Origin of the sequence: Streptomyces poriferorum, assembly GCF_019399235.1 — a bacterium.
Classification (GTDB): Bacteria; Actinomycetota; Actinomycetes; order Streptomycetales; family Streptomycetaceae; genus Streptomyces; species Streptomyces poriferorum.
In genome coordinates this window covers 17,941-37,102 of the sequence record NZ_JAELVH010000013.1, presented here as the reverse complement: position 1 = coordinate 37,102, position 19,162 = coordinate 17,941, and the positions used below count along the sequence as shown (strand labels likewise).

At 70.6% G+C, this 19,162-nt stretch carries 18 protein-coding genes; 10 read left to right on the top strand and 8 right to left on the bottom strand.

Going from position 1 to position 19,162, the window contains the following annotated elements:
- The first annotated feature begins 111 nt into the window (after nt 1–111).
- On the top strand, nt 112–1,299 hold the full coding sequence (locus tag JGS39_RS04230) for a betaine/proline/choline family ABC transporter ATP-binding protein (protein WP_219567344.1): 1,188 nt from the start codon (nt 112–114) through the stop codon (nt 1,297–1,299).
- 308 nt (nt 1,300–1,607) lie between these two features.
- Here the strand turns inward: JGS39_RS04230 and JGS39_RS04225 are convergent, their stop codons facing one another.
- Nucleotides 1,608–2,729: an alpha/beta hydrolase gene (locus tag JGS39_RS04225; protein ID WP_219567342.1), complete on the bottom strand. Its 1,122-nt coding sequence runs from the start codon at nt 2,727–2,729 to the stop codon at nt 1,608–1,610.
- Nucleotides 2,730–2,869: 140 nt separating this feature from the next.
- Here JGS39_RS04225 and JGS39_RS04220 point away from each other — a divergent pair, with 140 nt between their 5' ends.
- The 6 genes from JGS39_RS04220 to JGS39_RS04195 all read left to right on the top strand — a co-directional run bounded on the left by JGS39_RS04220 (nt 2,870) and on the right by JGS39_RS04195 (nt 7,846).
- On the top strand, nt 2,870–4,711 hold the full coding sequence (locus JGS39_RS04220) for a phosphatidylglycerol lysyltransferase domain-containing protein (RefSeq protein ID WP_219567340.1): 1,842 nt from the start codon (nt 2,870–2,872) through the stop codon (nt 4,709–4,711).
- Nucleotides 4,712–4,741: 30 nt separating this feature from the next.
- A complete protein-coding gene (gene folP, locus JGS39_RS04215) occupies nt 4,742–5,602 on the top strand; it encodes a dihydropteroate synthase (RefSeq protein ID WP_443052818.1) in 861 nt (286 codons plus the stop codon).
- Nucleotides 5,599–6,081, top strand: a complete 483-nt coding sequence (locus tag JGS39_RS04210) for a nuclear transport factor 2 family protein (protein WP_219567338.1) — start codon at nt 5,599–5,601, stop codon at nt 6,079–6,081. Before folP ends, JGS39_RS04210 begins: the two co-directional genes overlap by 4 nt.
- A 211-nt stretch (nt 6,082–6,292) precedes the next feature.
- On the top strand, nt 6,293–6,652 hold the full coding sequence (folB, locus tag JGS39_RS04205) for a dihydroneopterin aldolase (RefSeq protein ID WP_148020000.1): 360 nt from the start codon (nt 6,293–6,295) through the stop codon (nt 6,650–6,652).
- Nucleotides 6,649–7,260, top strand: coding sequence for a 2-amino-4-hydroxy-6-hydroxymethyldihydropteridine diphosphokinase (gene folK / locus JGS39_RS04200; RefSeq protein WP_219567336.1), 612 nt, complete (start codon nt 6,649–6,651; stop codon nt 7,258–7,260). The genes folB and folK overlap by 4 nt, the downstream gene beginning before the upstream one ends.
- Before the next feature lie 103 nt (nt 7,261–7,363).
- Nucleotides 7,364–7,846, top strand: coding sequence for a DUF3180 domain-containing protein (locus JGS39_RS04195; protein ID WP_219567335.1), 483 nt, complete (start codon nt 7,364–7,366; stop codon nt 7,844–7,846).
- Between the two features lie 28 nt (nt 7,847–7,874).
- Here JGS39_RS04195 and folE read toward each other — a convergent pair whose 3' ends face one another.
- The 6 genes from folE to dacB form a co-directional block, all read right to left on the bottom strand.
- Nucleotides 7,875–8,480, bottom strand: a complete 606-nt coding sequence (gene folE, locus JGS39_RS04190; RefSeq protein WP_219567333.1) for a GTP cyclohydrolase I FolE — start codon at nt 8,478–8,480, stop codon at nt 7,875–7,877.
- A gap of 150 nt (nt 8,481–8,630) precedes the next feature.
- Nucleotides 8,631–10,655: an ATP-dependent zinc metalloprotease FtsH gene (ftsH, locus tag JGS39_RS04185; RefSeq protein WP_219567331.1), complete on the bottom strand. Its 2,025-nt coding sequence runs from the start codon at nt 10,653–10,655 to the stop codon at nt 8,631–8,633.
- 196 nt (nt 10,656–10,851) lie between these two features.
- A complete protein-coding gene (hpt, locus tag JGS39_RS04180; protein WP_037777945.1) occupies nt 10,852–11,391 on the bottom strand; it encodes a hypoxanthine phosphoribosyltransferase in 540 nt (179 codons plus the stop codon).
- Nucleotides 11,392–11,489: 98 nt separating this feature from the next.
- Nucleotides 11,490–12,581: a tRNA lysidine(34) synthetase TilS gene (gene tilS, locus JGS39_RS04175; RefSeq protein WP_219567330.1), complete on the bottom strand. Its 1,092-nt coding sequence runs from the start codon at nt 12,579–12,581 to the stop codon at nt 11,490–11,492.
- A 201-nt stretch (nt 12,582–12,782) separates the two neighbouring features.
- On the bottom strand, nt 12,783–13,916 hold the full coding sequence (locus JGS39_RS04170) for an Rv3626c family coenzyme F420 biosynthesis-associated protein (protein WP_219567327.1): 1,134 nt from the start codon (nt 13,914–13,916) through the stop codon (nt 12,783–12,785).
- A 49-nt stretch (nt 13,917–13,965) separates the two neighbouring features.
- A complete protein-coding gene (gene dacB / locus JGS39_RS04165) occupies nt 13,966–15,471 on the bottom strand; it encodes a D-alanyl-D-alanine carboxypeptidase/D-alanyl-D-alanine endopeptidase (RefSeq protein WP_219567325.1) in 1,506 nt (501 codons plus the stop codon).
- Between the two features lie 86 nt (nt 15,472–15,557).
- On the opposite strand from dacB, the gene JGS39_RS04160 reads away from it, so the two are divergent.
- Together JGS39_RS04160 and JGS39_RS04155 are read left to right on the top strand one after the other, a co-directional pair.
- Nucleotides 15,558–16,052: an inorganic diphosphatase gene (locus JGS39_RS04160; protein ID WP_123525235.1), complete on the top strand. Its 495-nt coding sequence runs from the start codon at nt 15,558–15,560 to the stop codon at nt 16,050–16,052.
- A gap of 144 nt (nt 16,053–16,196) precedes the next feature.
- The gene (locus JGS39_RS04155) at nt 16,197–17,891 is read left to right on the top strand and encodes a threonine/serine exporter family protein (RefSeq protein ID WP_219567324.1); all 1,695 of its coding nucleotides are present in this window, start codon (nt 16,197–16,199) and stop codon (nt 17,889–17,891) included.
- A 27-nt stretch (nt 17,892–17,918) separates the two neighbouring features.
- On the opposite strand, the gene JGS39_RS04150 is transcribed toward JGS39_RS04155, so the two are convergent.
- Entirely contained in the window at nt 17,919–18,617 is a 699-nt protein-coding gene (locus tag JGS39_RS04150; protein WP_219567322.1) for a DedA family protein, read from the bottom strand.
- Nucleotides 18,618–18,765: 148 nt separating this feature from the next.
- Between JGS39_RS04150 and JGS39_RS04145 the strand changes: the two genes are divergently transcribed.
- The gene (locus tag JGS39_RS04145; protein WP_219567320.1) at nt 18,766–19,131 is read left to right on the top strand and encodes a YbjQ family protein; all 366 of its coding nucleotides are present in this window, start codon (nt 18,766–18,768) and stop codon (nt 19,129–19,131) included.
- Nucleotides 19,132–19,162: the final 31 nt, after the last annotated feature.

The following is a 19,162-nucleotide window of genomic DNA, read 5'->3' as shown; positions in this document are numbered from 1 at the left end:
TCGCCTCTCGTACTGATGTCCGGCGAGCCTATCCTCGACCACTGACAATCGCCGAGGCCGTTGTATTCCAGCAACACGTCCTTCACAGAACACGCGCGACAATGGGGAACCATGATCCGTTTCGAGCACGTCACCAAGCGGTATGCGGACGGCACCACCGCCGTCGACGACCTTTCCTTCGAGGTCGCCGAAGGTGAACTCGTCACGCTCGTCGGGCCGTCGGGCTGTGGCAAGACGACCACCATGAAGATGGTGAACCGGCTGATCGAACCGACCGAGGGCCGGATATTCCTCGACGGGGACGACATATCCGCCATCGACCCCGTCCAGCTGCGGCGCCGTATCGGCTATGTGATCCAGCAGGTCGGTCTGTTTCCGCACCGGACCGTGCTGGAGAACACCGCGACCGTCCCCCATCTCCTCGGCTGGAAACGGGGAAAGGGCCGGGCCCGCGCCGCGGAACTCCTCGACCTGGTCGGACTCGACCCCTCCGTTTATGGCGACCGCTATCCGGAACAGCTGTCCGGTGGTCAGCGCCAACGCGTCGGCGTGGCGCGGGCATTGGCGGCGGACCCGCCGGTGCTGCTGATGGACGAGCCTTTCGGCGCGGTCGACCCCGTCGTCAGGGAACGGCTGCAGAACGAATTCCTGCGGCTTCAGGCCCAGGTCCGTAAAACCGTGCTGTTCGTGACGCACGACATCGAGGAGGCCGTCCGCCTCGGCGACCGTATCGCCGTCTACGGGCAGGGCTCGGTCGAGCAGTTCGACTCACCGGCCACCGTGCTCGGCGCCCCCGCCACCGACTACGTCGCCGACTTCGTCGGCGCGGACCGCGGGCTCAAGCGGCTCTCGGTCACCCCCGTGGAGGAGAGCGACCTGGACCGGCCGCCGGTCGTCCACCTCGACGACCCGCTGGACCGGGCGACCGGGCGGCTGCGCGCGGAAGGGGCACGCTGGGCCGTGGTGCTGGACGGCGACGGCCGGCTGCACGGCTGGATCCCGGCGGGTGACGCACTGAGCGGCGCCAAGGGCACGGTCCGCGAACACGCCCGCCGGATGGAGGCCTGGCTGCCCGTCGGCGCCCCGCTCAAGCAGGCGTTCGCCACCATGCTCCAGCACGACGCCGGCTGGATCGCGGTCATCGACGAACAGAGCGAGGGACGGTTCCTCGGGGTGCTCACCCCGGCCCGGCTCCACGAGGCGCTGCGGCGCTCGATCAGCGCCGACGACCGGGCCGTACCGCGCGCCGAAGTGGCCGTCGAGAGCGTGGCGGTCGTCGCGAACACCGCGGGGGACTGAGGCGGCCCGTCGCGCCACCCGGCTCAGCACCCAGCCGGGGACCGAGGCGGCCGGCGCCCGGCTCGGCACCCACCGAGCCCGAAACCGAGGCGGCCCGGCGCAGCACCTCCTGTCTCAGCCCCCACCCAGCCGGGGACCGAGGCGGCCGGCGCCCGGCTCGGCACCCAGCGAGTCGGAAACCGAGGCGACCCGGCGCAGCGCCTCCCGTCTCAGCTCCCACCCAGCCGGGGACCGAGGCGGCGCACCTCCTGCGCTCAGCCCCCACCCAGCCGGGGGCCGGGACAGGCGGCCCGTCGCGCCGCCTGCGGTCAGCTCTCGCTGAGCCGGCCGCTCATCCACTCCAGGGCCGCGGGGATCTCCCGGCGCCAGGTGTTGAAGTTGTGCCCGCCGCTGTCCAGCACGATCGACGAGACCCGCGCGGGCCGCTTCACCTTGGCCACGAACTTCCGCGTCGCGGCGTAGTTCGCCTCGCCCTGGCGCGACGTCGTCACCAGGAAGGACGATTCGGGCTGCGGCAGGTGGTCCAGGGACCACAGCAGATCGGCACGCTCGCGCGCCCGCCGGTCACCGTGGAAGAGGTCACCGGTCGTCGGATCCTCGGCCGCCTTGTAGTACGCGGAGAGCCCCGCGCTCGCCGTGAAGCGTCCCGGATGGTGCAGGCCGATCTTCAGGGCGCAGTATCCACCGGTCGAGTTGCCGATGATCCCCCAGTTCCGGGCGTGCCGACCGACCCGGTACGCCGCCGCGACGGCGGCCTGCAGGTCGTCCGCGAAGAACGTCTCGGTCTTCGGGCCGCCCTCTATGTCCACGCACTCGGTGTCCCGCGGCGGCGCCACGGTCGGCCGCAGCATCACCAGGATCATCGGCTGGGAGCGGCCCGCCCGCACCCGTCCGAGTGATGTCTTCGGGTAGTCGAGCCCCTTGATGAGGTTCTCCGCGGTGCCCGGGTAGCCGGTGAGCACCACGACCGCCGGGAACTTCCGCCGGGCGTACGCGTCCTGGAAGTACTCCGGCGGCAGGTACACATAGGCCGAGGTCGTGATCCCCGAGCTCCGCCCGGCGATCACGACCTTGTCGATCCGCCCGGCCGAGGCGGGACGGGAGCCCCCCGGCACATCGGGCCGCCGCGTCCCCACCCGGACGATGTTCTTCTCCGCCAGGGTCCCCTGGGCATGGTCGGTCACCACACCCAGATCCTGCTTCTGACCGAACAGATCGGCCCAGGAGCCGTAGAAGAGGAACGAGTTGTTGGCCATCAGGCCGACGGAGACGAAGACCGCCACCTGGGTCGCCAGCAACAGCCCGACCCTGCCGAACACCGTGGGGACGCTGCGCCGGGCGAGCCTCGGCCAGCACCAGATCGTGACGGCGAACAGCGCGACGGCCAGCGTGATCGCCAGGATCAGCACTGCGTTGCCGGTAAGGCCCATGGCGGTAGAACTTTCTTGTCAGGAAATTTCCGGGTGCCGGGTGAACCCGCGGGCCGGAAGCCTCGTCCTAGAGGTCGCACATCGTCCGCAGGGCTCCGGCCGACGGACTCCAAGAATCTCTCGCGGAACCACGGGAAGCGATGTCTGTCACGCTAGATGGGGATAAATCGGGATCGGTTCCGAATGGTGTACGCAAGTTCGTACACGGACCGCGACCCGAGACCGTGCCGGCACTCGTCGGCGCCGCCTGCACCGCCGTCGGCCTGATCGACGTCGCCGCGGGCGTCTTCCCGCGCTTCCGGCACAGCCGGATGCACACCCTCGCCGAGGTCCTCCCCGGCGCCCTCGGCCCCTTCGCCGCCGCGCTCTCGCTGAGCGCGGGCGTCCTGCTGCTGCTCCTGGCCCACGGCCTGAAGCGGCACAAGCGCCGGGCCTGGCGGGCCGCCGTCGTCCTGCTCCCGGCCGGTGCGGTGGCCCAGTTCACCTACCGGCACTCGGTCCTGGGCGCCGTCGTCTCGTTGGCGCTGTGTTACCTGCTGGTGCGCCACCGGAGTGAATTCGCCGCGCTCCCCGACCCGCGCAGCCGTTGGAGGGCACTGGCGAACTTCGTCCTGCTCGGCGCGGGTTCGCTCGGGCTCGGCCTGGTCATCGTGAGCGTCCACCCGGGCCGCCTGGTCGGGAACCCCAGCATCGCGGACCGGCTCCAGCACGTGCTGTACGGGCTGTTCGGCTTCGAGGGCCCGGTCGACTACGCCGGCGACACCTCCTGGACCGTGGCCTACTCGCTGGGCGCGCTCGGCCTGCTGACCGCCGTCACCACGATCTACCTCGCCTTCCGGCCCGAGCACCCGGCCGCCCGTCTGACCGAGGACGACGAGGCACAGCTGCGTGCCCTGCTCGAGCGGCACGGCCGTCGCGACTCGCTGGGCCACTTCGCGCTCCGCCGCGACAAGGCCGTGGTCTTCTCCCCCAGCGGCAAGGCCGCCGTCTGCTACCGCGTGGTGTCCGGGGTGATGCTGGCCAGCGGCGACCCGATCGGCGACGTGGAGGCCTGGCCCGGCGCCATCGAACGCTTCATGGACGAGGCCAGGGCGCACTCCTGGACCCCCGCGGTGATGGGCTGCAGCGAGACCGGCGGCGAGGTCTGGACCCGCGAGACCGGACTCGACGCCCTGGAACTCGGCGACGAGGCGGTGGTGGACGTAGCGGATTTCTCGCTCGCCGGACGCGCGATGCGCAACGTGCGCCAGATGGTGAAGCGCATTGAGCGCGGTGGGTACGAGACGCGGGTCCGGCGCGTGGCCGACATCGGCGAGACCGAACTGGCCCGCATCCGGCGGGCCGCCGCCGACTGGCGCGGCACGGACACCGAGCGCGGCTTCTCCATGGCACTCGGCCGGATCGGCGACGGCGCCGACCGGGACTGCTTCGTCGCCACCGCCCACAAGGCCGGGGAGCAGGACGCGGAGTCCCCGTACGGCGATCTGAAGGCCGTGCTCCACTTCGTCCCGTGGGGCACCGACGGGATGTCACTCGACCTGATGCGCCGCGACCGTGCCGCGGACCCGGGGATGAACGAGCTGCTGATCGTCGCCTCCCTCGAGGCCGCGCCCCGGCTCGGCATCACGCGTGTCTCGCTGAACTTCGCGATGTTCCGCTCCGCCCTGGCCCGCGGCGAGAAGCTGGGTGCCGGGCCGGTGCTGCGGGTCTGGCGCGGGCTGCTGGTCTTCCTGTCGCGCTGGTTCCAGATCGAGTCCCTGTACAAGTTCAACGCCAAGTTCCGGCCCCGCTGGGAGCCCCGGTTCGTGGTCTACCGCACCGCCCGCGACCTGCCCCGGATCTCCCTGGCGGCCATGCAGGCGGAGGGCTTCGTCAGCTTCGCGCTCCCCCGCCCGCTGGCCCGCCGGCTGCCGGTGCGCGGGCGGCGTCCGTGCCCGCACGTGCGGGCCTCCGCGGGGGAGCACGGTGTCCGTCCGGCGTGACCGGTCCCCGTACGGGCCTACGCTGGTCGTATGAGTACGTTGCATGGACGAGGCACGGTGCAGGGCCTGCCGGAGTGGGACCGCTGCGCGGTCATGGGTGTCGTGAACGTGACCCCGGACTCCTTCTCCGACGGGGGCCGCTGGTTCGACACCACGGCGGCCGTCAAGCACGGCCTCGACCTGGTCGGCGAGGGCGCCGACCTGGTCGACGTCGGCGGCGAGTCGACCCGCCCCGGTGCGAGCCGGGTGGACGAGTCGGAGGAGCTGCGGCGGGTGGTCCCGGTGGTCCGCGGCCTGGCCTCGGAGGGGGTCACGGTCTCCGTCGACACGATGCGGGCCCGGGTCGCCGAGCAGGCCGTCGCCGCGGGAGCGGTCCTGGTCAACGACGTGAGCGGCGGGCTCGCCGACCCGGACATGGTCCCGGTCGTCGCCGCCGCCGCGGTGCCGTTCGTCGTCATGCACTGGCGCGGCTTCAGCGAGTCCATGAACAGCAGGGCGGTGTACGGGGACGTCGTGGCCGAGGTCGTCGAGGAGCTGCGGGTCCGGATGGACGCCGTGGTCGCCGGGGGTGTCGCCCCCGAACGGATCGTGATCGACCCGGGCCTCGGCTTCGCCAAGGACGCCGCCCACGACCTGTCGCTCATCGCCCGGCTGGACTCGCTGCACGGCCTCGGCCGCCCGCTGCTGGTCGCCGCGTCGCGGAAGCGGTTCCTGGGGCACGTACTGGCCGGTGAGGGTGCGGCCCCGCCGCCCGCCCGCGAGCGCGACGCGGCCACCGCCGCGGTCTCCGCGCTCTCCGCCCGGGCCGGTGCCTGGGCCGTCCGGGTCCACGAGGTACGGGCCACCGCCGACGCCGTCCGGGTCGCCCGCGCGGTCGAGGGAGCCGCGTGAACGAGCCGCAGGACGAGCAGACCTCCGCCGCCGACGACATCGAGGCGGTCGAGCGGGCCAACACCGCCTTCTACGAGGCCATGGAGCGCGGCGACCTGGACGAGCTGACCGGGCTCTGGCTGCCCGGGGAAGACCTCACCGTCTCCTGCGTCCACCCCGGCTGGCCGGTGCTCACGGGACGCGGCGAGGTGCTGCGCAGCTACGCCCTGATCATGGCGAACACCGAGTACATCCAGTTCTTCCTGACCGACGTCGGGGTCTCCATGACGGGCGACACCGCTCTGGTGACCTGCACCGAGAACATCCTCAGCGGCGGCCCCGCCGAGGAGGGCAGCTCCCTGGGACCTCTCGTCGGCCAACTGGTCGTCGCGACCAACGTGTTCCGCCGCACTCCGGACGGCTGGAAGCTCTGGTCCCACCACGGCTCGCCCGTACTGGCCGAAACCGGTGAGGAAGAGGACGAAGACTCCTCGTCCTGAGTGGGTACAACGCCGGTATGGCCCGAAAGGCAGCTCGACGGGGTTGGAACCGGGCACATCGGGGTATCTGCGGCTACCAGTCCCGTACCGCCGTGTCCATAGCCCCCGCGGGGGAGGACTGTCGGCGCTCGCAGGTAGATTCGGAAATGGGTATGCGGCCGCCCGCACGTGGTTCCGTGCCCCTTCGACAACAACAGCAGGAGTGATTCGCGTGGATCGTGTCGCGCTGCGCGGCCTCAAGGCCCGTGGGCACCATGGCGTCTTTCCCCGGGAACGGGAAGAGGGACAGACGTTCATCGTGGACCTGGTGCTCGGCCTCGACACCCGCCCCGCGGCAGCCGCGGACGACCTCACCAGGACCGTGCACTACGGCGTGGTCGCCGAAGAGGTCGTGGCCGTGGTCCAGGGCGAACCGGTCGATCTGATCGAGACGCTCGCGGAGCGCATCGCCCAGCAGTGCCTCAAGCACGAAGGCGTCGAGGAGGTGGAGGTCGTGGTCCACAAGCCGGATGCGCCCATCACCGTCCCCTTCGACGACGTCACCATCACCATCACCCGGAGCCGAGCATGACTGCATTTTCTACCGAGGGGCAGAGCGACCCGACCGTACAGCCGGTTCCCGCCTCCGTGGTCGAGCAGGTGGACGCCGCGGACATGACCCTCTCCAACCCCAAACGTGCCGTGATCTCCCTCGGCTCCAACCTGGGCAACCGCCTGGAGACCCTCCAGGGCGCCATCGACGCCCTGGAGGACACGCCGGGCCTCCGGGTCAAGGCCGTCTCCCCCGTGTACGAGACGGAGCCGTGGGGCGTCGACCCCGGCTCCCAGCCGTCGTACTTCAACGCGGTCGTCGTCGTGAAGACGACGCTGCCCCCGTCCTCCCTCCTGGAGCGCGGCCAGGCCATCGAGGAGGCCTTCGACCGGGTACGCGCGGAGCGCTGGGGGCCGCGCACCATCGACGTGGACATCGTCGCGTACGCCGACGTCGTCTCCGACGACCCGGAGCTCACCCTCCCCCACCCCCGGGCCCGCGAGCGCGCCTTCGTGCTCGCCCCGTGGCACGACGTGGACCCCGAGGCCCAACTGCCGGGCGCCGGCCCGGTCGCCGCCCTGCTGGCCGGTGTGGGACGCGACGGCGTACTGCCCCGGGCGGACCTGGAACTCCGGCTGCCCGAGTAGTCGTTAGGCTCGAAGAGACAGCAGGACATCCACAGGCCAGGACCTCCAGGCCTGACCATCCACGGGTCTGGACATCCACAGGCGGCGAAGGGCGGCTCACCCGGTGAAGCAACTACGGCTCGGAGTACTGGCCGGCCTCTTCGCCGCGGCCGGGGTGCTGTCCTGGGGCGGCGCCCGCCTCTGGGACTCCTTCGGCACCCTGCCGAGCGTCCCGCTGTTCGCACCCATCGTGCTCGCGGTGATCGCCGTGGTCCTGCTGGCGACGGCGCTCTCCATCCGCGCCCGGCTGCGCGCCCAGCGCGAGCGCCGGCCGGGCGCGAAGGGCGTCGAGCCCCTGATGGCGGCCCGTGCCGTGGTCTTCGGCCAGGCCAGCGCCCTCGTCGTCGCCCTGGTCGCCGGGATGTACGGCGGCACCGGCGTCTTCCTGCTCGGCTCCCTCGACATCCCGCCCCGCCGCGACCAGGCCATCTACGCGGGCTTCGCGGTCCTGGCGGGCATCGCGGTGATCGCGGCGGCCCTGTTCCTGGAACGTGTCTGCAAGCTGCCCGACGACGAGGACGACAACAAGAACGCGGCGGCGGCGTAGGCCGCCCGTTCCCGTCCCGGCAGGCGCGTCAGCGCGCCATGATCAGGCTCATGGCCTCGGCGCGCGTCGCGGGGTCGCGGAGCTGTCCGCGCACCGCCGAGGTCAGTGTCTTCGCGCCGGGCTTGCGGATCCCGCGCATCGACATGCACATGTGCTCGCACTCCACGACGACGATGACGCCGCGCGGCTCCAGGATCGTCATCAGGGACTCGGCGATCTGCGTGGTGAGCCGCTCCTGGACCTGCGGCCGGCGGGCGTAGACGTCCACCAGCCGGGCCAGCTTCGACAGGCCGGTGATCTTGCCGCTGGTCGCCGGGATGTACCCGACGTGCGCCACGCCGCGGAACGGCACCAGATGGTGTTCACAGGTGCTGAACACCTCGATGTCCTTGACCAGGACCATCTCGTCGTGGCCCAGGTCGAACGTGGTCGTCAGGACGTCCTCGGGCTCCTGGTACAGGCCCGCGAATATCTCCTTGTACGCCCGTGCCACCCGTCCCGGCGTCTCCCGCAGCCCCTCCCGGTCCGGGTCCTCCCCGACGGCGATGAGCAGCTCGCGTACGGCCGCCTCGGCCCGCTTCTCGTCGAACTCGCCAATCGAACCCTGGCCGTCCAGCGTCACCGGGTCGGTCATCTGTGCCTCGTTCCTCAGAGCTGTCACTGCGTGGACATCCGCGCAGGTATACGGAAAAGCCGCGCCCCCACAGGCTAAAACCTGGGGGACGCGGCATCCATTCCGGGCCCGGTGAAGCCCCCGTGACAGGGGCCACACCGGGGTCGGTGTCTAGCTCTCGGGACGCTCCTCGGGGATCGCCTCGGTCACCGGAACCGTGTCCGTGACCGAGCCGTTCGCCGTGGTGGCGCCGTTGGTGAGGGCGAGCTCCTTCGGGGAGAGCACCGGCGGCCGGGTGGACGGCGTGCGCCGGGCGGAGCCGGTCCACGCCGGACGGGCCGGACGCTTGACGATCGGAGCGAAGATCTCGGCGATCTCCGCCTTGCCGAGGGTCTCCTTCTCAAGGAGCTGGAGAACCAGGGCGTCCAGAACGTCGCGGTTCTCGACCAGGATCTCCCACGCGTCGTTGTGCGCGGTCTCGATGAGCTTCTTGACCTCTTCGTCGACCAGCGCGGCGACCTCTTCCGAGTAGTCGCGCTGGTGGCCCATCTCGCGGCCCACGAACGGCTCGGTGTTGTCGCCACCGAACTTGATCGCGCCGAGCCGCTCCGTCATGCCGTACTGCGTGACCATCGCGCGGGCCGTTGCCGTGGCCTTCTCGATGTCGTTCGCAGCGCCGGTCGTCGGGTCGTGGAAGACCAGCTCCTCGGCCGCGCGCCCGCCCAGCATGTAAGCCAGCTGGTCGAGCATCTCGTTGCGCGTCGTGGAGTACTTGTCCTCCTCCGGGAGCACCATCGTGTAACCGAGGGCGCGGCCGCGGGAGAGGATCGTGATCTTGTGGACCGGGTCCGCCTGAGGTGAGGCCGCCGCGACCAGGGCGTGTCCGCCCTCGTGGTACGCGGTGATCTTCTTCTCCTTCTCGGACATGATCCGGGTCCGCTTCTGCGGACCCGCCACGACGCGGTCGATGGCCTCGTCGAGCATGTTGTTGTCGATCAGCTTCAGATTGCCGCGCGCCGTGAGGAGCGCCGCCTCGTTCAGCACGTTCGACAGGTCGGCACCGGTGAAACCGGGCGTACGACGGGCAACGGCGCCGAGATCGACGTCCGGTGCGACCGGCTTGCCCTTCTGGTGGACCTTGAGGATCTCCAGACGGCCCAGCATGTCCGGCCGGTCGACCGCGATCTGCCGGTCGAAACGGCCCGGGCGCAGCAGCGCCGGGTCGAGGATGTCCGGACGGTTCGTGGCGGCGATCAGGATGACGCCACCCTTCACGTCGAAGCCGTCCATCTCCACGAGCAGCTGGTTCAGCGTCTGCTCGCGCTCGTCGTGGCCGCCGCCCATACCGGCACCGCGGTGCCGGCCGACAGCGTCGATCTCGTCGACGAAGACGATCGCCGGGGCGTTCGCCTTGGCCTGCTCGAAGAGGTCACGGACACGGGAGGCACCGACACCGACGAACATCTCGACGAAGTCGGAACCGGAGATCGAGTAGAACGGGACGCCCGCTTCGCCGGCGACGGCGCGTGCGAGCAGCGTCTTGCCCGTACCGGGAGGTCCGTACAGCAGGACACCCTTGGGGATCTTGGCGCCGACGGCCTGGAACTTCGCCGGCTCCTGCAGGAACTCCTTGATCTCGTGGAGTTCCTCGACCGCCTCGTCCGAGCCCGCCACATCGGCGAACGTCGTCTTCGGGGTGTCCTTGGTGATCAGCTTGGCCTTGGACTTGCCGAACTGCATGACCTTGGAGCCGCCACCCTGCATCTGGTTCATCAGAAACAGGAAGACGACCACGATGAGGACGAACGGCAGCAGCGAGAAGAGGATCGAGACGAACGGGGACTGCTTCGACGGCGAGACGGTGTACCCGTTCTCGATGTCACCGCTCTCGAACTTCTTCTGCAGCGTATCGGCGAGCTGAACGCCCTGGTTGCCGATGTAGCTCGCCTGGAACTTGCTGCCGGACTCGCCCGAGAGCTTCTGGTCCTTTTTCAGCTCGATCTTGATGATGTGATCGTCACCGGTGGTGAGCTTGGCCTCATCCACCTGGTTCTTACTGATCGCCTGGATCACCTTGCCGGTGTCCACCGTCTTGTAGCCGCCACCCGAGCCGACGACATTCATCAACACGACCACGGCGAGGACGGCCAGCACGATCCACATGACCGGCCCACGGAAGTATCGCTTCACGTCCATCCATACGGAGCGAAGTCGCCCCGTCCCTCCTGCCCGTAGGTAAATGCTGCTGTGAGTAAAGACTGTTCTTCGGACGGTACCCCAGCATTGTCACCGACGACCGTCGGTGACGTCTGTCAAACCCGCCTTCGAAGGCTCAACGGCGGGAAATCGGTGAGGGTTCCCCGCCGCCGGGGCGGGTTCGCCGGTGTCGCCGTCAGCCGCCGTACACGTGCGGGGCGAGGGTGCCGACGAAGGGCAGGTTGCGGTACTTCTCCGCGTAGTCCAGCCCGTAACCGACGACGAACTCGTTGGGGATGTCGAACCCGACCCACTTGCAGTCGAGCGCGACCTTCGCCGCGTCCGGCTTGCGCAGCAGGGTGCAGATCTCCAGCGACGCGGGCTCGCGCGAACCCAGGTTCGACATCAGCCAGGACAGCGTCAGACCCGAGTCGATGATGTCCTCGACGATCAGGACGTGCTTGCCCTTGATGTCGGTGTCGAGGTCCTTGAGGATCCGGACGACACCGGAGGACTGGGTGCCCGCGCCGTACGACGAGACGGCCATCCAGTCCATGGTGACGGGGGTGGACAGCGCGCGCGCCAGGTCCGCCATGACCATCACCGCGCCCTTGAGGACTCCGACGAGGAGCAGGTCCTTGCCCGCGTACTCCGCGTCGATCTTGGCGGCCAGTTCGACGAGCTTCGCGTCGATCTCTTCCTTGGTGAGGAGCACCGACTGAAGGTCGGTGCCCATGTCCTTCTCGTTCACCCGCGTCTCTTTCTTTGCCTGCCGGGTCCGGGACGGTGCCCGGGCCTGCGCGGCCGCTCGCCTGCATGTCAGCCGCTTGTACGTCAGCTCTGCCGAATCACCAGTCTGCCACCCTGGCGCAGGGCTTCGACGCGGCCGGGGAGGTTGATGGCCTGCTGGCCGCGCCAGCCGGTGATGAGGCGGTCGACTTCCTCGATGTGCCGGGCGAAGAGGGACCCGGCCGGGGAGCCCGCCTCTATGGCCGCGCGGCGCAGGATGCGGCGGCGGACGGCGGGAGGCAGCACGTGCAGCTTGGCGCACTCCAGCCGGCCCGCGTCGTCGCGTACATCACGTCCGGCCTCGGCGGCCCAGGTGTCCAGGGCGTCGGCGTCGTCGCGGGAGAGCTGCGCCGTACGGGCCAGCGCCTCGACGACTCCTTTGCCCAGCGCCTTCTCCAGGGCGGGCAGGCCCTCGTGGCGCAGCCGGGAGCGGGTGTAGGCGGGGTCGATGTTGTGCGGGTCGTCCCAGACGGGCAGGGACTGAGCCAGGCAGGCCGTGCGGGCGGTCTGCCGGTCGAGCTGGAGGAAGGGGCGCCGGTAGCGGCCGGCCGGCCCGGACGCGGCGGCCATGCCGGAGAGGGAGCGGATGCCGGAACCGCGGGCGAGGCCCAGCAGCACCGTCTCCGCCTGGTCGTCGCGGGTGTGGCCGAGCAGGACGGCGGCGGCGCCGTGGCGTTCGGCGGCGGCGTCCAGGGCTGCGTAGCGGGCGTCGCGGGCGGCGGCCTCGGGCCCGCCGTCATGGCCGACCCGCACGGCGACGGCCTCGACCGGGTCGAGGTCCATGGCGGTGAGGCGGCCGGCGACCTCGGTGGCGCGGGTGTCGGAGCCGTTCTGGAGGCCGTGGTCGACGGTGATGCCACCGGCCCGGACGGCGAGTTTCCGGGCCTCGAAGGCGAGGGCGGAGGCGAGCGCCATGGAATCGGCGCCGCCGGAACACGCGACCAGTACCAGGGGGGTATCGGTGCGTTCGGGGAGTGCGGGGCGCCGCCTGCCCGCCCCGGCCTCGGCGAGCTCGGGATGCGGGGCGTTCGGGGCGCGCCCGGTGCGTTCGGTCTGTTCGGCGAATTCGGTGAGTACGTCGTGGAGTACGCGGCGGACCGCCAGGCGTATCGCCGCGACCGCAGGATGGGGACCCATGTCCGGTGCCCTTCGTGAAGTTCTGGAGAGGTGCCTCCGAGTGGCGGGACGGAGAAAAGTGCCGTCACTCAGAGTGCGTCGATGGTGACAGAGCAAACCCGTTCATCGAGCATTGCACGCCTTCCCATGCCCCTACGGTCCCTCGGATGGGTGATTACCGGCGCGTTGCCCTCGGGTCCCGGGCTTGTGCGCGAGCCGTGATCATGACTCTGCCTTACGGTGCACCCGCGCGATCCAGTCCTCCGGTCTGGCGATCTCCGCCTTGGTCGGGAGGGTGTTGGGCGAGGTCCAGACCCGGTTGAAGCCGTCCATCCCGACCTCGTCGACCACGGCGCGCACGAACCGCTCGCCGTCGCGGTACTGGCGCAGCTTGGCGTCGAGCCCCAGGAGCTTGCGCAGCGCCTGGTCGAGACGGCTCGCGCCGCGCGCCCTGCGCTGCTGGAACTTCTCCCGGATCTCGCCGACGGAGGACACGACCTCGGGGCCGACGCCGTCCATCACGTAGTCGGCGTGTCCCTCGAGCAGGGACATCACCGCGGTGAGCCGGCCGAGGATCTCGCGCTGGGCGGGCGTCTGGACGATCTCGACGAGGCTGCGGCCGCCGTCCTCGCCCTCCTCGCCCTCGGGCCGGCCGCCGGCCAGCGACTGGGCGGCCTCGCGGAGCCGTTCGAGCACGGTCATCGGGTCGACGTCGGTCTCGTCGAGAAATGACTGGATCTCGCCCTGCAGATGGTCGCGGAGCCAGGGCACCGCGGTGAACTGCGTGCGGTGCGTCTCCTCGTGGAGGGCGACCCAGAGGCGGAAGTCGTGCGGGTCCACCTCCAGCTCCCGCTCGACGTGGACGATGTTCGGGGCGACCAGCAGGAGCCTGCCGCCGCCGTCGGCCGAGGCCGGGAGCTCACGGGTGGCGGGGGCGAACGTCTCGTACTGGCCGAGGACCCGGGAGGCCAGGAACGACAGCAGCATCCCCACCTCCACACCGGTCACCTTGGAGCCGACCGCGCCGAGCACGGCGCCGCCCGCACCGCCGCCGCGCCGCTCCTCCATCTTCTCCAGGAGGGGGCGCAGCAGTTCCCGGAAGCCCGCGACGTTCGCCTTGATCCAGCCCGCCCGGTCGACGACCAGGACCGGGGTGTCCTCCGGTTCGGTCCCCTCCGGGATCATCCGGGTGAAGGAACGGACGTGTTCCTCCGCGGCCTTCGCATGCCTGCGCAGCTCCGCGACGACCTCGCGGGCCTCCTCGCGGCTGATCTCGGGACCCGGCCGCACAAGCCGGGTCGCTGTCGCGACCGCGAGATTCCAGTCGACCATCCCGGCACCACCGATGCTCGTCATGCGTCAACCGTACGTGCTCGGCCCTTGTTCGGGTGAGGTGTTGACCGGCTCATCGCCTGCCGGCGGCCAGTGCCGTGGCGAGCGCGTCGAGGGCGGACTGGGCCTCGGACGGGGCGGTGGTGCCCGACGCGAGGAAGGCGAAGGCGAGCAGCCGGCCGTGGGGGTCGACGACCGTGCCGGAGAGGCTGTTGACGCCGGTGAGGGTGCCGGTCTTGGCGCGGATCAGGCCGGTGCCGCCGGATTTCGTGGTGTAGCGGTCGCTGAGTGTTCCGCTGAAGCCGGCGACCGGGAGACCGGTGAGGACGGGTCGGAGTTCCGGGTGGCCCTGGTCGGCCGCGCGGGCCAGGAGCCCGGCGAGCAGGGCGGCGGTGACCTTGTCCTTGCGGTTGAGCCCGCTGCCGTCGGCGACGGTCACGCCCTTCAGCGGCAGACCCAGCTTCTTCAGCTGTGCGCTGACGGCCCGTCGCCCGCCGTTGAAGTCGGCCGGTTCGCCCGTGGCGAGCGCGGTCTGCCGGGCGAGTGCCTCGGCGATGTCGTTGTCGCTGTTGGTCAGCGCGCGCTCGACGAGGGCGGACAGCGGGGCGGACAGGTGCCTGGCGACGGGCCGGGACTTCGCGGCCGCCCGGCCGGGGGCGGCGCCGTCCCCGATGCCGATCCCGGCCTCGTCCAGCAGTTCACCGAAGGCGTCGGCGGCATCGCGGGCCGGGTCCTCGCTGCGCGGCGCGGGTCCGCTGGAGGTGTCGTCGAGCCGTCCCTCGTCCATCATCAGGGCGCTCACGGGCGCGATGTTCTCGTTGGGGCCGATCGGGTGGAGTGCGGGTCCCGAGTAGCCGGAGGTGTCGTACCGCAGCCGCACCGAGCGGACCCCGCCGTCCTTGAGGGCACGGGCCGTGTCGGCGGCCAGGGAGCGCAGGGCCGCCCGGTCGAGGGTGGGGTCCCCGCCGCCGACCAGCGTCACGGTACGCAGATCGGCGGAGGCGCCGACGGTCGTGGCGATGCGGTGGTCCGGGCCGAGCGCGGTCAGGGCCGCGACCGTGGTGGCGATCTTGACGGTGGACGCGGGCGTCATGGGGGTGTCGGCCCCCAGCCCGTACAGCCGCTTGCCGGTGGCCGTGTCGATGACGACGGCACTGCGCCGGGTACCGAGCGCCGCGTTCCTCAGCAGCGGATCCAGTACGGCGCGGAGTCCGGCCGCTGCTCCGTCCGGGGCGGCGGCGGTATCCGGCGCGGGCTTGTCGGCACCGGTGCCGAGTGCCGCGAGTACGGCCGGGGCGCTGGGCGCCGGGGCAGGTCCGTCGGGGGCGGCGGGCTCGTGATCTGCGCCACCTGTACGGGCCGGGGCAGCCGCCCAGTCCTGCTCGGCCTTACGCTGACCCGAGTCCCAGGGACCGGCGGCGAAGACGGCGCCGGCTGCGAGCGCCAGGCCCAGGGCAGCGGAGACGGCCGTGAACTGCCGGTCGCTCAGTCCGCCGCGCATGCCCAGCCGGTCCGCGAGAGCCGCCCTGGTCTGTGCGGAGAATGGATTGATCGACGGTCTTTTCACCGGCTCGGCCACCGTTGACCAGCCCCTTTCGCGAGCACACAACTCCGTGGGGGACACTTAACCATCAGTCGTATGTGTTGATCATGGAGGAGCCACTCGTGGAGTTCGACGTCGTTATCGAGATCCCTAAGGGTTCGCGGAACAAGTACGAGGTGGACCACGAGACCGGTCGGATCCGCCTGGACCGTCGACTCTTCACCTCGACCAGCTACCCGGCCGACTACGGCTTCGTCGAGAACACCCTCGGCGAGGACGGCGACCCGCTGGACGCGCTGGTCATCCTGGAGGAGCCGACCTTCCCCGGCTGCCTCATCAAGTGCCGCGCGATCGGCATGTTCCGGATGACGGACGAAGCCGGCGGCGACGACAAGCTGCTGTGCGTGCCGGCCTCCGACCCCCGGGTGGAGCACCTGCGCGACATCCACCACGTGTCGGAGTTCGACCGCCTGGAGATCCAGCACTTCTTCGAGGTCTACAAGGACCTGGAGCCCGGCAAGTCCGTCGAGGGCGCCGACTGGGTCGGCCGGGTCGAGGCCGAGGCCGAGATCGAGAACTCGTACAAGCGCCTTGAGGCGCAGGGCGGCGCGCACTGACGTTCCGCTTGCGGTTCTGAGCAAGCTGCCGGGCGGCACACCTTCACGGGTGTGCCGCCCGTTCGCATGACCGCCCATAGGCGTGGCCATACTGGGCAGGATTGCGGCCGAAGACGCGCAGCCGACGAGGAACGAGGTCGAGTAGTGGCGGAACCGGGCGGTCCCGATGACCAGAAGCCCCAGTCCGACGAGGCGCGCAGCGCTTTCTCCCAGCCCGCCGGGGTCGGGAGGTCCGCAGGCCCGTCGGACGAGGACCATCCGACGTCGGAGTTCTCCTTGCCGTCGGGGCTGACACCCGAGCCACAGGGTCCGCCGGCCGGCCAGGGGACGGGTTCCGCTTCCGGATCGGACACGATCGGTTCCGCTTTCGCTCCGCCGAGCACCTACGACGCCCGGAACTCCCCGCCCGCCTTCACGCCCGCGCACGGCATCCCGATGATCCGGCTGACCAAGGAGGCCCCTTGGCAGGACCGGATGCGCACGATGCTGCGGATGCCCGTGGCCGACCGCCCGGCGCCGGAACCGGTCCAGCGGCACGACGACGCGGGCCCCGCGGTGCCGCGCGTGCTCGACCTGACCCTGCGTATCGGGGAGCTGCTGCTCGCCGGTGGTGAGGGGGCCGAGGACGTCGAGGCGGCCATGTTCGCGGTGACCCGCAGCTACGGGCTCGACCGCTGCGAGCCGACCGTCACCTTCACGCTGCTGTCGATCTCGCATCAGCCCTCGCTGGTCGAGGACCCGGTGACGGCGAGCCGGACCGTCCGCCGCCGCGGCACCGACTACACCCGGCTGGCCGCGGTCTTCCGGCTCATCGACGACATCACGACCGTGGAGGGCGAGGTCTCTCTGGAGGAGGCCTACCGGCGCCTCGCGGAGATCCGCCGCAACCGGCATCCGTACCCCGGCTGGGTGCTCACCATGGCCGCCGGCGGGCTGGCGGGCGCGGCCTCGGTGCTGGTCGGCGGTGGGCCGCTGGTGTTCCTCATCGCCGCGCTCGGCGCGATGCTCGGTGACCGGCTGGCCTGGCTCTGTGCCGGACGCGGGCTGCCGGAGTTCTACCAGTTCGTCGTGGCGGCGATGCCGCCCGCCGCGATGGGCGTGGCACTGACCCTCACCCACTGGTCGGACGTACGGCCGTCGGCGGTGATCACCGGTGGGCTGTTCGCGCTGCTGCCGGGGCGGGCGCTGGTCGCGGGTGTGCAGGACGGCCTGACCGGCTACTACATCACCGCGTCGGCGCGACTGCTGGAGGTCATGTACTTCTTCATCGCGATCGTCGCCGGGGTGCTGCTGGCTCTCTACGGGGGGCTTCAGCTGGGTGCCGAGCTGGACCCGGAGGCGCGGCTGATCTCCCACGACCGTCCGGTGACGCAGATCCTGGCGTCGATGGTGCTGACGCTGGCCTTCGCGATCCTGCTCCAGCAGGAGCGGTCCACGGTGCTGGCGGTAACCCTCAACGGCGGCGTGGCCTGGGTCATCTACGGGGCGATGGCGCGGACGGGCAATCTCTCCGCGGTCGCGGCCACCGCCGCGGCTGCCGGTCTCGTCGGGCTGTTCGGGCAGCTGTTCTCGCGCTACCGCTACACCTCGTCGCTGCCGTTCATCACGGCCGCGATCGGTCCGCTGCTGCCCGGCTCGGCCACGTACTTCGGGCTGCTGGGCGTCGCGCAGAACGAGCTGGACCGGGGGCTCGCCTCCCTGTCGACCGCGGTGGCGACGGCGCTGGCCATCGCGATCGGGGTGAATCTGGGAAGCGAGATCTCCCGGCTGTTCATGCGGGTGCCGGGTGCGGTCGGCGGAGCGAACCGCCGCGCGGCCAAGCGGACGCGCGGCTTCTGACGGAGGCCTACTGGCCCGGGAGCGGTGTCAGCGCTTGGCGTGGCGGCCGCGGCGGCCGCCGGCGGCCGGGTCCTGGTGCTCGTCCTCGCCCGACGCGGCTTCCTTCTTCGACTTGCTGCGGGCGCGCAGGAACTCGATGCCGATCGGCACGACCGAGATCAGCACGATCAGGACCAGCATCGCCTCGATGTTCTTGTGGACGAACTCGATCTGGCCCAGCCCCGCGCCGAGGAGCGTCACGCCGACGCCCCACAGGATTCCGCCGATGATGTTGAACGTGATGAACGAGCGGTAGTTCATCCGGCTGACACCGGCGATGATCGGCGTGAACGTCCGCACGATGGGCACGAAGCGGGCCAGGATCAGCGACTTCGGCCCGTACTTCTCGAAGAACTCGTGGGCCTTCTCGACGTTCTCCTGCTTGAAGAGGCGGGAGTCCGGGCGGTTGAAGAGGGAGGGGCCGACCTTGCGGCCGAAGAGGTAGCCCACCTGGTCGCCGATGATCGCCGCCAGCGCGACCAGGACGCAGACCAGCCACAGCGGGGTGTCCAGCTTGTCCGTCGTCACCAGCAGACCCGTGGTGAACAGGAGCGAGTCGCCGGGCAGGAAGAACCCGATCAGCAGCCCGGACTCGGCGAAGACGATGACCAGCACACCGATCAGCCCGAACTGTCCGATGAGGTGGTCCGGGTCCAGCCAGCTCGGTCCGAGCGCAAGCGTATTCAAGGGTCCGGGCTCCAGGATGTGGTCGATGGCGGCTGCGTGGCCGCCCAAAGCTATCAACGCCGCAGCCGCCCTCCCGGTTCCACTGGCCCCCGTGGAGATGCACACAGGATGAACCGGGGCAAAACTCGGTCCCAGGAGGTGCCACACCATGGGCATTGAGGATTACGGCGGCGGTCAGACGGCACAGTCCGATGTGCTGGTCGTCACCACCAATGACGTACCCGGCCACCAGGTGACGCAGGTCATCGGCGAGGTCTTCGGTCTGACGGTCAGGTCCCGTCACCTCGGCAGCCAGATCGGTGCCGGACTGAAGTCCATGATCGGCGGCGAGCTGAAGGGACTGACCAAGACGCTCGTCGAGACCCGCAACCAGGCAATGGAACGGCTGGTGGAACAGGCGAGGGCCCGCGGTGCCAACGCGGTGCTGATGATGCGCTTCGATGTGAGCGAGGCGGCGGACGTGGGCACGGAGGTCTGTGCGTACGGCACCGCGGCGGTGATCAGCAGAAGCTGAGCGGCTTACGGGGGTGGGGCACCCCACCCCC

Coding starts and splice junctions, on each gene's coding strand:
- JGS39_RS04230 (WP_219567344.1), top strand. CDS start 112: ATGATCCGTTTCGAGCACGTCACCAAGCGGTATGCGGACGGCACCACC.
- JGS39_RS04225 (WP_219567342.1), bottom strand. CDS start 2,729: ATGGGCCTTACCGGCAACGCAGTGCTGATCCTGGCGATCACGCTGGCC.
- JGS39_RS04220 (WP_219567340.1), top strand. CDS start 2,870: ATGTCTGTCACGCTAGATGGGGATAAATCGGGATCGGTTCCGAATGGT.
- folP (WP_443052818.1), top strand. CDS start 4,742: ATGAGTACGTTGCATGGACGAGGCACGGTGCAGGGCCTGCCGGAGTGG.
- folK (WP_219567336.1), top strand. CDS start 6,649: ATGACTGCATTTTCTACCGAGGGGCAGAGCGACCCGACCGTACAGCCG.
- folE (WP_219567333.1), bottom strand. CDS start 8,480: ATGACCGACCCGGTGACGCTGGACGGCCAGGGTTCGATTGGCGAGTTC.
- ftsH (WP_219567331.1), bottom strand. CDS start 10,655: ATGGACGTGAAGCGATACTTCCGTGGGCCGGTCATGTGGATCGTGCTG.
- hpt (WP_037777945.1), bottom strand. CDS start 11,391: ATGGGCACCGACCTTCAGTCGGTGCTCCTCACCAAGGAAGAGATCGAC.
- tilS (WP_219567330.1), bottom strand. CDS start 12,581: ATGGGTCCCCATCCTGCGGTCGCGGCGATACGCCTGGCGGTCCGCCGC.
- JGS39_RS04170 (WP_219567327.1), bottom strand. CDS start 13,916: ATGACGAGCATCGGTGGTGCCGGGATGGTCGACTGGAATCTCGCGGTC.
- JGS39_RS04145 (WP_219567320.1), top strand. CDS start 18,766: ATGGGCATTGAGGATTACGGCGGCGGTCAGACGGCACAGTCCGATGTG.